Annotated in this window: 15 protein-coding genes; all 15 read left to right on the top strand. The window is 62.2% G+C overall.

The window, feature by feature from the left end; genetic code table 11:
* The first annotated feature begins 125 nt into the window (after positions 1-125).
* The 15 genes from dsrA to BLV04_RS02850 all read left to right on the top strand — a co-directional run bounded on the left by dsrA (position 126) and on the right by BLV04_RS02850 (position 14,316).
* The gene (gene dsrA, locus BLV04_RS02920; RefSeq protein ID WP_093028412.1) at positions 126-1,379 is read left to right on the top strand and encodes a dissimilatory-type sulfite reductase subunit alpha; all 1,254 of its coding nucleotides are present in this window, start codon (positions 126-128) and stop codon (positions 1,377-1,379) included.
* 114 nt (positions 1,380-1,493) lie between these two features.
* A complete protein-coding gene (gene dsrB / locus BLV04_RS02915) occupies positions 1,494-2,564 on the top strand; it encodes a dissimilatory-type sulfite reductase subunit beta (protein WP_093027998.1) in 1,071 nt (356 codons plus the stop codon).
* 53 nt (positions 2,565-2,617) lie between these two features.
* Positions 2,618-3,010 (top strand): sulfurtransferase complex subunit TusD, encoded by a 393-nt coding sequence (gene tusD, locus BLV04_RS02910; RefSeq protein WP_093027996.1) that lies wholly within the window; start codon positions 2,618-2,620, stop codon positions 3,008-3,010.
* Between the two features lie 12 nt (positions 3,011-3,022).
* On the top strand, positions 3,023-3,433 hold the full coding sequence (gene tusC, locus BLV04_RS02905) for a sulfurtransferase complex subunit TusC (RefSeq protein WP_007193784.1): 411 nt from the start codon (positions 3,023-3,025) through the stop codon (positions 3,431-3,433).
* A gap of 9 nt (positions 3,434-3,442) precedes the next feature.
* A complete protein-coding gene (gene tusB, locus BLV04_RS02900; protein WP_093027994.1) occupies positions 3,443-3,751 on the top strand; it encodes a sulfurtransferase complex subunit TusB in 309 nt (102 codons plus the stop codon).
* 29 nt (positions 3,752-3,780) lie between these two features.
* On the top strand, positions 3,781-4,119 hold the full coding sequence (locus BLV04_RS02895; protein ID WP_093027992.1) for a TusE/DsrC/DsvC family sulfur relay protein: 339 nt from the start codon (positions 3,781-3,783) through the stop codon (positions 4,117-4,119).
* A 79-nt stretch (positions 4,120-4,198) separates the two neighbouring features.
* On the top strand, positions 4,199-4,930 hold the full coding sequence (locus tag BLV04_RS02890; protein WP_093027990.1) for a respiratory nitrate reductase subunit gamma: 732 nt from the start codon (positions 4,199-4,201) through the stop codon (positions 4,928-4,930).
* Positions 4,931-4,968: 38 nt separating this feature from the next.
* Positions 4,969-6,501, top strand: a complete 1,533-nt coding sequence (gene dsrK, locus BLV04_RS02885) for a sulfate reduction electron transfer complex DsrMKJOP subunit DsrK (RefSeq protein ID WP_093027988.1) — start codon at positions 4,969-4,971, stop codon at positions 6,499-6,501.
* Between the two features lie 112 nt (positions 6,502-6,613).
* Positions 6,614-8,578, top strand: a complete 1,965-nt coding sequence (locus tag BLV04_RS02880; protein ID WP_093027986.1) for an NAD(P)-binding protein — start codon at positions 6,614-6,616, stop codon at positions 8,576-8,578.
* Between the two features lie 17 nt (positions 8,579-8,595).
* On the top strand, positions 8,596-9,069 hold the full coding sequence (locus tag BLV04_RS02875; RefSeq protein WP_093027984.1) for a sulfur reduction protein DsrJ: 474 nt from the start codon (positions 8,596-8,598) through the stop codon (positions 9,067-9,069).
* A gap of 1 nt (position 9,070) precedes the next feature.
* Positions 9,071-9,901, top strand: coding sequence for a sulfate reduction electron transfer complex DsrMKJOP subunit DsrO (gene dsrO, locus BLV04_RS02870; RefSeq protein ID WP_093027982.1), 831 nt, complete (start codon positions 9,071-9,073; stop codon positions 9,899-9,901).
* Positions 9,902-9,922: 21 nt separating this feature from the next.
* A complete protein-coding gene (nrfD, locus tag BLV04_RS02865) occupies positions 9,923-11,176 on the top strand; it encodes an NrfD/PsrC family molybdoenzyme membrane anchor subunit (RefSeq protein WP_093027980.1) in 1,254 nt (417 codons plus the stop codon).
* Between the two features lie 138 nt (positions 11,177-11,314).
* Positions 11,315-12,697, top strand: a complete 1,383-nt coding sequence (locus tag BLV04_RS02860) for a cobyrinic acid a,c-diamide synthase CobB (protein WP_093027978.1) — start codon at positions 11,315-11,317, stop codon at positions 12,695-12,697.
* Positions 12,698-12,864: 167 nt separating this feature from the next.
* A complete protein-coding gene (locus BLV04_RS02855; RefSeq protein ID WP_093027976.1) occupies positions 12,865-13,179 on the top strand; it encodes a HesB/IscA family protein in 315 nt (104 codons plus the stop codon).
* A 21-nt stretch (positions 13,180-13,200) separates the two neighbouring features.
* Positions 13,201-14,316 (top strand): sulfur reduction protein DsrS, encoded by a 1,116-nt coding sequence (locus BLV04_RS02850; RefSeq protein ID WP_093027974.1) that lies wholly within the window; start codon positions 13,201-13,203, stop codon positions 14,314-14,316.
* The last annotated feature ends 140 nt before the right edge of the window (positions 14,317-14,456 follow it).

The raw sequence follows: 14,456 nt of genomic DNA, 5'->3' as shown, positions 1-14,456 counted from the left end.
CATGACGACAAGCCCGCGCCATGGCGAGACTCTCGGTGAAGCGGTTTCGTGTCGACGCATGCCCGATTGGTTTTATCGAAACCCCGATCCCTTCCTGCTTCATTCTGATTCGGAGAGACAGCGCCATGGCTATCGAGAAGCACAGTACACCGATGCTTGATCAGCTCGAAACCGGCCCCTGGCCGAGCTTCATCTCGGGCATCAAGCGTCTCCGCGACGAGCATCCGGAGCCGCGTATCAATGAAATGACCAATGATCTTTTGGGTCAGCTCGAGCATTCATACGAGACCCGCAAAGGCTATTGGAAGGGCGGCACCGTTTCGGTTTTCGGGTACGGCGGCGGTATCATTCCGCGCTTCTCCGAGGTCGGCAAGGCATTTCCGAAATCCAAGGAATTCCACACGCTGCGCGTCCAGCCGCCGGCGGGCAACCATTACTCCACCAGCATGCTGCGCCAATTGGCCGACAGCTGGGAGAAGTGGGGGTCGGGCCTGGTGACCTTTCACGGTCAAACCGGCAACATCATGTTTATCGGAACGGACACCAAGAACACCCAACACTTTTTCGACGAGATCAATGAATACGGCTGGGATCTCGGCGGCGCAGGTCCGTGCGTACGTACCGCAATGTCCTGCGTCGGCGCGGCACGCTGCGAGATGTCCTGCACTAACGAGTTGAAGGCGCATCGTGCGCTGGTCAACAATTTCGTCGACGACGTCCATCGCCCGGCGCTCCCCTACAAGTTCAAGTTCAAGGTCTCGGGCTGCGCGAACGACTGCCAAAACGCCATCGAGCGCTCGGACTTCGCCGTGCTCGGCACCTGGCGCGACGACATGAAGGTCGATCAGGCCGAGGTCAAGAACTACATCGCCGACAAGGGCCGCCAGTACTACATCGACAACGTCATCACGCGCTGTCCGACCCAGGCGCTGAGCCTCACCGACGACAGTACCCTCGTGGTCAACAACCGCGATTGCGTGCGCTGCATGCACTGTCTGAACGTGATGCCGAAGGCGCTGCATCCGGGAGACGACAAGGGCGTCACCATCCTGATCGGCGGCAAGCGTACCCTGAAGATCGGCGATCTGATGGGCACCGTCGTCGTTCCCTTCAAGAAGCTCGAGACCGAAGAGGACTACGAGTCCATGGTCGAGCTTGCCGAAACCATCATCGACTTCTGGGCGGAAAACGGCCTCGAGCACGAGCGCTGCGGCGAGATGATCGAGCGTATCGGCTTGGCCAACTTCCTCGACGGCATCGGCATCGAGCCGGATCCGAACATGCTGAGCCACCCGCGCCAGAGCTCCTATGTCCGACTGGACGGATGGGACGAGGCGGCGGAGGCTTGGTTCGAGCGTCAAGCCGAAGCCGGCAAGTAAATCCGCACCGACATCCTTGGTGCCTTGCTCGGGATCATCGCGATCCCGACGCGCGGGCACTGACGGGTGCCGCCGACTGACTTACCATCAGACTGAAATATTGGAGTAAAGGCGATGGCAGACATGCGTGAGCCGATCGAATCCGGATGCCCCGATCCCTGGCAATACATGCATCCGATGATGCGCAAGAATTTCGGGCAGTGGAAATATCACGACCATCCTCGGCCTGGAGTGCTGCTCCATGTCGCCTACAGCGGCGACAAGATCTGGACGGTGAAGGCGGGAACGCAGCGCATCCTCGATGTCTTTACACTGCGTAAGCTGTGCGATATCGGCGACGAGTTTGCCGAAGGCTATGTGCATTTCACGCTGCGCTCCAACATCGAATACATGGTCACGGACGAGGCGAAAGTCCAGCCCCTGATCGACGCCCTGGAAGGTGCCGGTTTCGTGGTCGGCGGGACTCAAAACTCGGTCGCGATGATCTCGCACACCCAGGGCTGGCTGCACTGCGACATCCCGGGTACCGACGCCTCGGGCGTGGTGAAGTCGATGATGGACGAGCTCATCGACGAGTTCCGCAACGCCAACATGCCCAATCGCGTGCATATCACGACCTCCTGCTGCCAGATCAACTGCGGCGGTCAGGGCGACATCGCGATCAACATCCAGCACACCAAGCCGCCGAAGATCAACCACGATCTGGTCGCGAATGTCTGCGAACGTCCCTCGGTTGTCGCCCGCTGCCCGGTTGCGGCGATTCGTCCGGCCATGGTCAACGGCAAGCCCTCGCTGGAAGTGGACGAGCGCAAGTGCATCTGCTGCGGTGCCTGCTATCCGCCTTGCCCTCCGATGCAGATCAACGATGCCGAGCATTCCAAGCTCGCGATCTGGGTCGGCGGAAACCACTCCAATGCCCGCGGCAAGCCGACCTTCCAGAAGCTGGTCGCTGCCGGTATCCCGAACAATCCGCCGCGCTGGCCCGAGGCGACCGCCATCGTCAAGCGTATCCTCAAGGCGTATAAAGAGGGCGCGCGGGATTGGGAGCGGGTCAACGAGTGGATCGAGCGCATCGGCTGGCCGCGCTTCTTCGAAGAGGTCGAGCTGCCTTTCACCAAGTATCACATCGATACCTGGCGCGGCGCACGGGCCAGCTTCAACAGCTCCTCGTACATCCGCTTCTAAAGGCGGGCAGAGGGATCGGTTCAAGAGCTATCGCAATCAGTCGAGAGGTCGGCATGAAGTTCGCACTTCAGATCAACGAGGGACCCTATCAGCACCAGTCATCCGACTCGGCATATCAATTTGCCAAGGCGGCGCTGGAGAAGGGGCACGAGATTTTTCGGGTCTTCTTCTATCACGACGGGGTCAACAACTCGACACGTCTGACGACACCGCCGCAGGACGATCGTCATATCGTCAATCGCTGGGCGGAGTTGGCCGAGCAGTACAGCCTCGATCTGGTGGTCTGCGTGGCCGCGGCTCAGCGCCGCGGCATCGTGGACGAGGGCGAAGCGAGCCGCAACGGCAAGGACGCCACCAACATTCATCCCAAGTTCCGCATCTCCGGACTCGGGCAGCTGGTCGAGGCGGCCATTCAAGCCGACCGCCTCGTCGTCTTCGGCGACTAAAGGAGAGCTGAGATGTCGGAAGTCGTGAAGAAATTCATGTACCTCAATCGCAAGGCGCCCTACGGGACCATCTATGCCTGGGAGGCACTTGAAGTGGTGCTGATCGGGGCCGCCTTCGATCAGGACGTCAGCGTCATGTTCCTCGACGACGGGGTCTACCAGCTCACCAAGGGCCAAGATACCAAGGCGATCGGCATGAAGAACTTCTCGCCGACCTTCCGGACCTTGGGCGACTACGAGGTGAAAAAGATCTACGTGGATCGCGCCTCGCTGGAGGCCCGCGGTCTGACTCAAGAGGATCTGGTCGAGATCGCCTGGGAGGACTTCGAGACCGAAGAAGAGATCGAGAACATCGTCGAGGTGATCGACTCGGCCCGCGTGGGCGAGTTGATGAACGAATCCGATGCGATCTTCAGCTTCTAGGGGGAAGTCATGAGTATTCTGCACACCGTCAACAAATCCCCGTTCGAGCGCAACGCGCTTGAGTCCTGTCTGAAGTTCGCCACCGACGGGTCGGCCGTGTTGCTGTTCGAAGACGGCGTTTATGCGGCCCTTAAAGGGACCGCCGTCGAACCCCATGTGAGCGATGCGCTCGGCCGCTTGAAGGTCTACGTGCTTGGCCCGGACCTGCAGGCGCGCGGCTTTTCCGCGGAGCGCATCATCGAGGGTATCAGTGTCGTGGACTATGCCGGATTCGTGGATCTTGCCGCGGAGAACGGGAAAGTTCAGGCCTGGTTGTAGTTTTTTTAGAAACCGATAGGAGCATCGAAATGTCAGACACGATCGAAGTCGACGGCAAGCAATACGGTGTAGACGAGGAAGGTTACCTGGCCAACTTGAACGATTGGGTTCCGGGTATCGCCACCGTCATGGCGGCGCAGGACAACATCGAGTTGACCGACGAGCACTGGGACATCATCAACTTCTTGCGCGAATACTACGAGGAGTACCAGATCGCACCTGCCGTGCGCGTGCTCACCAAGGCAGTCGGCAAGAAGCTCGGCAAGGACAAGGGCAACAGCAAGTACCTCTACAGCCTGTTCCCCTATGGCCCGGCCAAGCAGGCGTGCCGTTTCGCCGGACTTCCGAAGCCGACCGGCTGCGTCTGATCCGTCAGCCGTGACCGGGGGCGGGCTCGTTGCGAGCTCGACCCCCGGCGACTTTCCGATCCACTGAGGTACCAGGCACATGTCGTTCCTGACGATGGTCTACGCCTATCTGTACTACTTTGCGGCCCTGGTGCTGTTGGCCGGCGTGACCTTCAAGGTCGTCCAGTACGCGCGCACCCCGGCACCGCTGAAGATTCCGACGACGCCGGCACCGACCACCCGCAGCGGGGTCGTATTCAGAATGACGCGTGAAGTCGTGCTGTTCGAGAGCCTGTTTCGCGGCAACAAGTGGACCTGGATCTTCGGCTGGATCTTTCACTTCGGACTCTTTCTCGTCACGTTGCGCCATCTGCGCTATTTCATGGAGCCGGTGTGGTTGCCGATCGAGCTGGTTCAGCCCTTCGGGATCTATGGCGGCATGGCGATGGTCGTGGGTCTTGCGGGCTTGTGGGCGCGACGTTTCTTCGTCGACCGTGTTCGTTACATCTCCTCGCCCTCGGATCATCTGATTTTGGCGCTGCTGATCGCGATCGGCAGCACCGGTCTGCTTATGAAGTTTGTGTTTCACACCGACGTGGTCGCGGTGAAGTCATTCTTCATCGGGCTCTACAGCTTCGACCCGCAGCCTTTGCCCGGGGATCCGCTTCTACTGCTGCACCTCTTTCTGGTGGCGGCGTTGATGATCATTTTTCCCTACAGCAAGCTGCTCCATGCGCCGGGTCTCTTCTTCAGTCCCAGCCGCAATCAGGTCGACAACCCGCGCGAGCACAGACACATTGCGCCTTGGGCGAAACGCCTCGAGCAGGAATAGATTTTTCGCGCCATCCCGTCCGCAGCAAAGGTTGATCCATGGCTAAGGCAACGTTTGAAGTTCCCGAGCTGAGTCAGTACCTCGACGTCCCGCCCGTGACGCCGCAGACCATGGCTCACAGTAAGCCGTTCGTGGCTAAGCCCGAGATCCAAGCGCCGCTCGGCTTTCCCGGCGAGCTCATGGACGACTGGCAGGAGAAGGCCCTCGACAAGATGGGCGAGCTCCTCGGAAAGTATCGTTCGTTGCGGGTCTATCTGGACTCCTGCGTGAAATGCGGCTCCTGTACCGACAAGTGTCATTACTATCTCGGCACCAAGGATCCGAAGAACATGCCGGTCGGTCGCCAGGACCTGATGCGCAAGGTCTACCGGCGCTATTTCACCCTAGCCGGAAAGCTGTTTCCGAAATTGGTTGGGGCCGAGGACTTCACCAAAGAAGTGCTCGACGATTGGTATAGCTACTATCACCAGTGTTCGCAGTGTCGGCGCTGCTCGGTCTTTTGCCCCTACGGTATCGACACGGCCGAGATCTCCATGGCGGCGCGCGAGATCATGGACAGCATCGGTGTGGGGCAGAAGTACTGCAACGAGATCATCGGCAAGGTTTATACCATCGGCAACAATCTGGGTCTGCCCGGACCCGCACTGAGGGATACCCTCGAGGGCTTGGAGGAGGATGTCTTCGACGAGACCGGCGTTGCCGTGCGCTATCCGATCGATCAGGTCGGTGCCGAGATTCTGCTGGTCACGCCCTCGGCGGATTTCTTCGCCGAGCCCCATGTCGACGGATTGATCGGCTACGGTAAGGTGTTTCACGAGGCCGGAGTCTCTTGGACGCTCAGCTCGCATGCCTCCGAGGCGGCGAACTTCGGCATGTTCATCGGCTCGTACGAGAACATGCGCCGGGTCGCCCAGCGTATCCGCGAGGCTGCCATCCAGCTCAAGGTCAAGCGCATCGTCTTCGGCGAATGCGGTCACGCTTGGCGCGTCGCCTACAGCTTTCTGAACACCTTGGCAGGCCCCTGGGATTTTCTGGATCCGCGTTATCCGGTGCCGCAGCACATCTGCGAGTTCACCTATGACCTGATCCAGGAAGGCAAGCTGACCTTCGACAAGGGCGAGAATGACGACAAGGTTCTCACCTATCACGACAGCTGCAACGTCGCCCGTGCCTCGCGAATGGGCAATACGCCCGGCGGGCAGTTCGAGATCCCGCGCGCCATCATCCGGGCGACCTGTAATCACTTCTACGACATGGACGAGGATACCATCCGCGACCGGACCTTCTGCTGCGGCGGCGGTGGCGGATTGTTGACCGACGACCTGATGGAGCTGCGGGTGAAGGGCGCCAAGCCACGTGTAGAGGCCCTGAACAACGTGATGCTCGAAAAGGGCGTCACGCACATGGCTGCCATCTGCGCCATCTGCAAAAGCCAGTTCACGAAAGTCCTGCCGTATTACGGCATGGAGATGGATCAGATCGTCAGTCTGCACCAACTGGTTTCGAACGCCATCGTGCTGACCCCGCTGGACGACGAGGACGACGAAGAAGAGGCAGAGGAGGCCGCCTGACCCGGCAGGCTTGCGCCGCAATGCGCAGGCTTCTCCGAGGGCCCCGAGCTGCGAGCTGATACGAACCCCCTGATGATGTATCAGGGTTCAACCGGTACGGAGAATGATCGACATGGCGACTTCAACCGACGAAATGAAGACCAAACCTTCCTGGCGCCGTTTCGAGGACGGTCAGCACGAGTGGGACAAGTGGACTGACAAGATTTTCGTACAGGACACCTCGCACAAATGCCCGACCTATGTCCACAAGACCCCGCCGTGTCAGGGCAGCTGTCCGTCGGGCGAAGATATTCGCGGCTGGCTGCAGATCGTGCGCGGCATGGAGAAGCCTCCGGTCGGGCTGGACTGGGAGGAGTATGCCTTCCGCCGCTCGACCGACGCCAATCCCTTCCCCTCGATGATGGGCCGCGTCTGTCCCGCTCCCTGTCAGGACGGCTGCAATCGCAACGCCCTGGAGGACTTCGTCGGGATCAACGCCGTCGAGCAGTTCATCGGCGACACCGCCATCGAGAAGGGCTACCGGTTCGAGGCCGCGCCGGCCGACACCGGCAAGCGCGTCGCCATCATCGGCGGTGGTCCGGCCGGTCTTGCAGCGGCCTACCAGCTGCGCCGCAAAGGCCACGCCGCGACCATCTTCGAGGCCAACGACGGACTCGGCGGGATGTTCTTCTACGGCATCCCCGGCTACCGTGTGCCGCGCGACAAGCTCAACGCGGAGATTCAGCGCATTCTCGACATGGGCCAGATCGAGGTTCGTCTGAAGACCAAGGTCGGCACCGATATCACCGTCGAGCAGCTTGAGAAGGAGTTCGACGCCGTGCTCTGGGCGATTGGCTGCCAGAGCGGGCGCGGGTTGCCCGTGCCGGGTTGGCAAGGCACGCCGAACTGCGTCTCGGGTGTCGCCTTCCTGAAGGCATTCAACGAAGGCCGCATGAAGATCACCGCCGAGAGGGTGGTGTGCGTCGGCGGCGGCGACACCTCGATCGACGTCGTCTCGGTTGCGCGCCGGCTCGGTCACATCACCAAGACCGGCCCGAAGGATCTGCCCGAGACCGTCATCCACGACGGTTACGTCGCACATGATGCGGCCATGACCGCCGCGGCTGAAGGCGCCGAGGTCACACTCACCTCGCTCTTCACGCGCGACAAGATGACGGCCTCCGAGCATGAGGTGCACGACGCTACGCACGAAGGCGTGACCATCCTCGACGGCGTCATGCCGTTGGAGGTCATGCTCGGCGAGAACGGGCGCGCGACCGGACTGCGCGTCGCCGACTGTCAAATGGTCGACGGTCGTCCGACCCCCGTCGAAGGGACCGAGCGCGTCCTTGCGGCCGATCTCATCGTCGCCGCGATCGGTCAGGGCGGCGATCTGACCGGCCTCGAGGAGCTCGACAACGGACGCGGCCTGATGAACGCCGACAAGTTCTATCAGGTGCCGAACAAGCCCGGTCACTTCGTCGCGGGCGACATCATCCGCCCGCATCTGTTGACGACGGCCATCGGTCAGGCGTCCATCGCGGTGGACTCCATCGACGAGTACGTCCGCCAGGTCGAGCACAAGCGCCGTCCCAAGGTCGATGTGCATCATTTCAATCTGCTCGAGAAAATGACCGAAGCGAACCTCGCCCCCGAGGCATTCGTCCCCGACGAGCGCGGCGATATGCGCGGAACCTCAAGTGCGAACTACGCGATCCATAACTATGAGGATCGCTCGGGTGCCGAGGTTATCCCGCACGAGGAGCTCTTCCTCGGCCACTTCAACTTCCATCCCCGCAATTTGCGCAAGGAAGATGTGCCGAGCTCCGACGACGTGCTCGGCCACTTCAGGGAGCGCGTGATCGGTCTCGCCGAGGCCGAGGCGATCGACGAGGCCAAACGTTGCATGAGCTGCGGCATGTGCTTCGAGTGCGACAACTGCGTGATCTTCTGCCCGCAAGACGCCGTCTTCCGGGTCGACAAGAACAGCCGAACCACCGGGCGCTACGTGGACACCGACTATGCCAAGTGCATTGGTTGTCATATCTGCGCCGATGTCTGCCCGACCGGCTACATCAAGATGGGTCTCGGCGAGTAAGCACCGTGGAGGCGTCGATGGCAAAAGCCGCAGTGAGAGCTGGCCTCGTCGCCGTTGGATTGGCTTGGGTGCTCCTCGCCCAAGTCGTCCTGGCGGCCGACGCGAAGACCTATGTGCTCGAGGGGTCCAAGGCCGCGGCCTTGGAATCCTGTGTCGAGCCGACCGATGTGATGCGTCGCAAGCACATGGAGCTCATCAAGCACCAGCGCGACGAGACGGTCCACGGCGGGATCCGTTCCAGCAAGCACAGTCTCGCCGGTTGTGTGGAGTGTCACATCCGCTCCGACGCGGAGCGTGTGCCGCAACCGATTCATCACAAGGAAGAGTTCTGCGGCGCCTGTCATGCCTTCACGGCCGTCAACCTGAACTGCTTCGACTGCCACGCATCCGTGCCCAAAGGGCCGGGTGCCGAGCGGGCGGCCCACGCCGCATTCCAAGCCGTCGGCGTGGATCGATCGGTTCAGGCTCGACCTGATGGGGAAGACCACTGAGATGAAAGATCACCACGAACCAACCGACCGTTCAGCCGATCCGGGCCTGTCCGAGGCGACCCGGTCCGATTCGGCGCCGTCCGATTCGGGTCGGCGCGCCTTCATGGGTGTCGCCGCCGGCGTCACGGCGGCTGTCGTCGCACCGGGGGTTGTTCTGCATTCGGTCACGGCGGCTCCGCGATCGGAGGCGGTGACCGGCGACGTGCGTTGGGGTCTGCTGATCGACACCGCCAAATGTGTCGACGGATGCTCGGCCTGTGTCGATGCCTGCGACCGCGAGAACGGTCTGAGTCTTCAGAGCAAGCCCGCGAGTGCGTCGCAGGAGCACTGGGACGATCAGAAGGCGGTCTGGATCCGCAAGGTCAAGCTACAGGACAACCAGACCGGGCGCGTGACCAATCTCCCGCTGATGTGCCAGCATTGCGAGCATCCGCCGTGCGTAGACGTTTGCCCGACCGGCGCCTCGTTCAAGCGCGCCGACGGCATCGTCATGGTCGACCGTCACACCTGTATCGGCTGCCGCTACTGCATGATGGCCTGCCCCTATAAGGCACGCAGCTTCATCCACGAGGTGATGGAGGAGCAACTCACCCGTGTCCCTCGCGGCAAGGGCTGCGTTGAGAGCTGCAACCTCTGTGTCCATCGGCGCGATTTCGGCGAAGACTCCACCGCGTGCGTCGATGCCTGCCGCGAAGCCGGGCACGAGGCGATCGTCTTCGGTGACCTCAAAGATCCCGAAAGCAACATCCGAAAGCATCTCGCCGAGATGGCGAGCCGACAGATCCGAGAAGATCTGAGCTTGAATACGGGCGTTCGGTATTCCGGAATCTGACCTGGGCGAGGTGAGCAGGACATGAAGCGAATCATCTATCGCGAGTGGCGCATTCCGCCCGCTCGGTACTGGAGCCTCCTCGGCATTCTCGCCTCGGTGGTCGGGATCGGCGCGCTCGCCTTCGCTTATATGGAGCACGAAGGCCATTGGGTCAGCGGGATGAGCAACTCGGTGGTTTGGGGTACGCCCCATGTGTTCGCCGTATTCCTGATCATTTCGGCCTCCGGCGCGCTGAACATCGCCTCCATCGGGACGGTCTTTCGCAAGCCGCTCTACAAGCCGCTCGGGCGGCTTTCCGGACTTCTCTCCGCGGCGCTTCTGATGGGCGGTCTGTTGGTGCTGGTGCTCGATCTCGGGCGCCCCGAGCGCTTGGTCGTGGCGATGACCACCTACAACTTCCGCTCGATCTTCGCGTGGAACATCTTCCTGTACTCGGGATTCATGGCGATCGTCATCGCCTATCTCTGGAGTATGGCGGATCGCCACGGCGAGCCCTACAACCGGCCCATCGGGATCCTCGCGACCTTTTGGCGGCTGGCCTTGACGACGGGTACCGGCGCCATCTTCGGCTTTCTGGTCGCACGTCAGGCCTATGACGCGGCCATCCTCGCGCCGATGTTCGTCGTGATGTCCTTCGCCTACGGCCTCGCCATCTTCATGCTGGTGATGATGTTCACCTTCGCGGAGGAAGGTCGCCCCATCGGCGAACGTATCCTGTGTCGGCTCAAGAATCTGCTCGGTATCTTTATCCTGAGCGTCTTCTACTTCACGTTGGTCTATCACCTGACCAAGCTTTACGGCGCGAAGAACCACGATCTGGTCGGGTGGCTCTTGCTCGATGGCGGCATCTACACCTTCATGTTTTGGGTCGGCTGGATCCTGGTCGGCGGACTTATGCCGCTCGGGATCATCTACCACCCGGTGTTGAGCAAAGAGCGAAACTGGATTGCCGCGGCGTGCGGCTTGGTGATCGTCGGCGGACTGGCCAGCATGTACGTGATCATCATCGGCAGCCAGGCTTATCCGATGCAGATGTTCCCCGGGCAGACGGTTTTGGCCTCGGGTTTCTTCGACGGCGTGCAGGGCGAGGCGGCGCATTATCGACCGACGATCCCGGAGGTTCTGCTCGGGCTTGGCGGCGTGGCGATTGCCCTCTTGGTGACATCCGTAGGCGTGCGGGTTCTGCAGTTTCTTCCGGAGTCGCTCGCGGACGATGTCCTGCCGGTCGACGAGGAGAAGATCGTGGAGCAGGGTCCGGCGGGCGCCAAGGCCTGATCGCGGATCGGTCGGCCCGTCCGTCGAGGACGGCGCCGGCATTGCTTCACGCCACCCGGAACGCCCGGGTCCGCAGTTCCGTTCGGATGCGTACGGTCATCGAGATTCCTAAGCAGTCGAAGGTCGGGTGACGGGTCGATGTCGCATCTTTATATCTCGGCGGCTCAGAAGTCGTCGGGAAAAACCACTCTCTCCATCGGTCTGTGCCGCGCTTGGCGCGACGCGGGTGTGCGCGTGCAGCCCTTCAAGAAGGGCCCCGACTATATCGACCCGTTGTGGTTGACGGAGGCCTGCTCGCGGTCCTGCTACAACCTCGATTTCCATACTATGGGGCGCGCGGAGATCCTCGACGCCTTCGCGCACGAGCTCGACACGGCGGATCTCGGGCTGATCGAGGGCAATGTCGGCCTTTTCGACAGCATCGATCCGGCAGGCTCCAACAGCAACGCCGAGCTCGCCAAACTCCTGGGGGCACCGGTCGTCTTGGTGATCAACGCTCACGGCATGGGGCGCGGCATCGTTCCCCTTCTGCTCGGTTACCAGGCCTTCGACCCCGAGCTGAACCTTGCCGGCGTGGTCCTCAACAAGGTCGGCGGGACGCGCCACGCCTGCAATCTGATCGCCGCGCTGGAGCACTATACGGATCTGCCTGTGCTCGGCGTGATGCATCGCGACGACGAGATCGAGATCGCCGAGCGCCACTTGGGGCTCATGCCGAGCAACGAGGCGGAGGCCGCCGAGGCATGGATCGACCGCATCCGGGGGCGTGTCGCCGAGCAGGTCGACCTGAGCCGGCTGCTCGCCATCGCCGAGGGCGTGCCGCGCCCGCCGTCACCTGCGCCCTCGCCGTTGATCCGTGTACCGGCCGGGGATGTCGTGCGCATCGGAGTTGCGCGTGACGCGGCCTTCGGATTCTATTATCCGGACGATCTGCGTGCCCTTGCCGCAGCGGGCGCCGAGTTGGTCGAGATCAGCCCGCTCGCCGATCGCGAGCTTGCGTCGGTCGATGCACTCTACATCGGCGGCGGGTTCCCCGAGTGCCGCATGGCCGAGCTGGAGGCGAACCGCGGGATGCGCGAGCAGATCGCGGACTTCATCGCCCGCGGTGGCCCCGTCTACGCCGAATGCGGCGGGCTGATGTATCTGTGCGAGGCGATCGGCTGGAACGGCGAGCGGCGCGAGATGGTGGGCGCGCTCAAGGCCGAGGTCCGGATGCATTCCCGACCGCAGGGGCGCGGCTATGTGCGGCTTCGCGAGACCTCGGACTTCCCGTGGCCGGATGCGGCCGGCGGGGCTGCTTGCGAGATCCCCGCACATGAGTTTCACCATTCCTCGGTCGTCGCGCCTGACCCCTCTTGGCGGTACGGTTATGATGTGCTGCGAGGTGTGGGAATCGACGGCGCACATGACGGGGTTGTTCAAGGTCATCTGCTGGCCTGTTACAGTCACCTCAGGGACGTGGGCGGCGTCCGGTGGGCAGGTCGCTTCGTCGAGCATATTCGGCGCTGTCTCGGCGGTTGAGGATCGGCGGGAGTCGAGGTTGCAAGCCGCACCGACTGAACGTTCGGTGGGCCCGCGACCCGCGGAGCACTCGCTTGAAGCAATGCAGATCGCTCCGAAAACCGGGTTTGGAGCAGAGCCGATCGGACGCATGTCATGCGAACACTCAACGGGATAATAGGTTTCAGATGTTCAAACTCACGACAGCAGCGGCCGATCAGGTGCTCAAGGCCGCGCAGCAAGGCGGCACCGAGGGCATGTCCTTGAGGTTGGCCGCGTTTCAAATGCCGGACGGGGCGATCGACTATCGGATCGGGTTCGACGAGCCGACCGAGGACGATATCCGCATGACCTGCGAGGGCGTGGATATCGTCATGGCCCCCGAGCAGGTCCCGCTGCTCGACGAAACGACGATGGATTATGTGGAGATGGAGCCGGGTCAGTTCAGCTTTATCTTCATGAATCCGAAGGATCCGCACTACAAGCCGCCCACCGAGGTTTGATCCGGGTCGGAGCGAATCGGCATGGATCTCAGCAACGAAGACAGCTTCCGGCTGAACGTGCTGCTGGCCAATCGCCCGCAAGCCATCCGCATCGATGAATCCAAGCTGATCGTCTACGGTCTCGGTCCGCAGGGCGAGGCGACGATTCGCCTCAACCCCAACACACGTCCGGATCAGTATCTTCGGGGCGTCAAAGAGCTCATCTCGGGTCACGTCCTGGGCTCGCCCGGCGGTTACCCCATCTATCTGCGCCGTTGGACCCGCATGGGCCAGATGCGCGACGAGAGCCTGGAGCAATTGCTCCTGCTCGGCGAGCCGGAGGCGGTCGTGGCGGCCGTCTGCTCGCCCGGACTCACCGACGAGCTGGCTCGGCGCGCCTGGTGGGCCATGGAGGATGCGGAGAATGCCCGGCGCATGTTGGGCAATCCGGCGATCGTCGCGGGTGCCATGGGACGGATCCTGGTGGACTATCTCATCGACTATCTCCCCTTCGAAACCGAGAGCGACACGATAACCGAGTCGATCCGTCTGATCCTCCAGACCGGCCTCGTCGACGCGGACCGGCGGGACGACCTCTGGAAGAAGGCCGCGCGCAAGCAGGTCTATCTCGTCGGTTTCCTGCAGGCCGTTCCGGACGACCTACCGGGAGCGGGAGGCGTAGCGGCACGTGCGCTTCCCGAGCCGATCGTTGCGCTCGCCGGGGCGGGCAACCCGTGCGCCCGGCTGCTCGGTCGGGTCTTTTCCTCGCCCGGACAGGCATTCCTCGCGACGGTCGCAACCGTGTTGTCCAAGCCGCCCAGTCAGGACGTGGTGACAGCGACCTTCGATCTGCTGAGAGACTACTTCGGTGCGCTGCGCCCGGAGGGGGATCCTGACCTTCCGCTCGCGGATCTGATCGCGGAGGCCGAGTGCTTCGCAACACCAACCAGCCCGGATTCGGACACGGCACGGCTGCTTGGCGAGCTCCCCGAGATGGCCCCGGACGTCGCCGCCATGCGCGTCCTATCGGGTGTCGGTTATGGACTCATCCGCGCCGTCGCGCTCGATCCCAGCGTCCTCGGCAGCCTCATGCGCCGGAAGCTGACCCCCGTCGTCGACCCGCTCCAGGCTCGCCTGAGCATTCTCGCAAGGCATTGATCACGACCGGCGCGTCGGGTCAACGAGGGCGTCACCCGAGCCTCGGCGTTTCGACCGGCCGGGTCCGCCGGATGCAGTCGTGGGTTTCGTGCTCTTGCCTCTTATGATTGTTTATGACGATCGATAAATTAATAACAATC

Origin of the sequence: Thiocapsa roseopersicina, from assembly GCF_900106925.1 — a bacterium.
Taxonomy (GTDB): domain Bacteria; phylum Pseudomonadota; class Gammaproteobacteria; order Chromatiales; family Chromatiaceae; genus Thiocapsa; species Thiocapsa roseopersicina.
The sequence above is the reverse complement of the archived record's forward strand: the minus strand, read 5'-3'. Positions and strand labels throughout refer to the sequence as shown.

Coding starts and splice junctions, on each gene's coding strand:
- BLV04_RS02855 (WP_093027976.1), top strand. CDS start 12,865: ATGTTCAAACTCACGACAGCAGCGGCCGATCAGGTGCTCAAGGCCGCG.
- tusB (WP_093027994.1), top strand. CDS start 3,443: ATGAGTATTCTGCACACCGTCAACAAATCCCCGTTCGAGCGCAACGCG.
- dsrA (WP_093028412.1), top strand. CDS start 126: ATGGCTATCGAGAAGCACAGTACACCGATGCTTGATCAGCTCGAAACC.
- BLV04_RS02890 (WP_093027990.1), top strand. CDS start 4,199: ATGTCGTTCCTGACGATGGTCTACGCCTATCTGTACTACTTTGCGGCC.
- tusD (WP_093027996.1), top strand. CDS start 2,618: ATGAAGTTCGCACTTCAGATCAACGAGGGACCCTATCAGCACCAGTCA.
- BLV04_RS02850 (WP_093027974.1), top strand. CDS start 13,201: ATGGATCTCAGCAACGAAGACAGCTTCCGGCTGAACGTGCTGCTGGCC.
- dsrK (WP_093027988.1), top strand. CDS start 4,969: ATGGCTAAGGCAACGTTTGAAGTTCCCGAGCTGAGTCAGTACCTCGAC.
- dsrB (WP_093027998.1), top strand. CDS start 1,494: ATGGCAGACATGCGTGAGCCGATCGAATCCGGATGCCCCGATCCCTGG.
- BLV04_RS02895 (WP_093027992.1), top strand. CDS start 3,781: ATGTCAGACACGATCGAAGTCGACGGCAAGCAATACGGTGTAGACGAG.
- tusC (WP_007193784.1), top strand. CDS start 3,023: ATGTCGGAAGTCGTGAAGAAATTCATGTACCTCAATCGCAAGGCGCCC.
- BLV04_RS02875 (WP_093027984.1), top strand. CDS start 8,596: ATGGCAAAAGCCGCAGTGAGAGCTGGCCTCGTCGCCGTTGGATTGGCT.
- BLV04_RS02860 (WP_093027978.1), top strand. CDS start 11,315: ATGTCGCATCTTTATATCTCGGCGGCTCAGAAGTCGTCGGGAAAAACC.
- dsrO (WP_093027982.1), top strand. CDS start 9,071: ATGAAAGATCACCACGAACCAACCGACCGTTCAGCCGATCCGGGCCTG.
- nrfD (WP_093027980.1), top strand. CDS start 9,923: ATGAAGCGAATCATCTATCGCGAGTGGCGCATTCCGCCCGCTCGGTAC.
- BLV04_RS02880 (WP_093027986.1), top strand. CDS start 6,614: ATGGCGACTTCAACCGACGAAATGAAGACCAAACCTTCCTGGCGCCGT.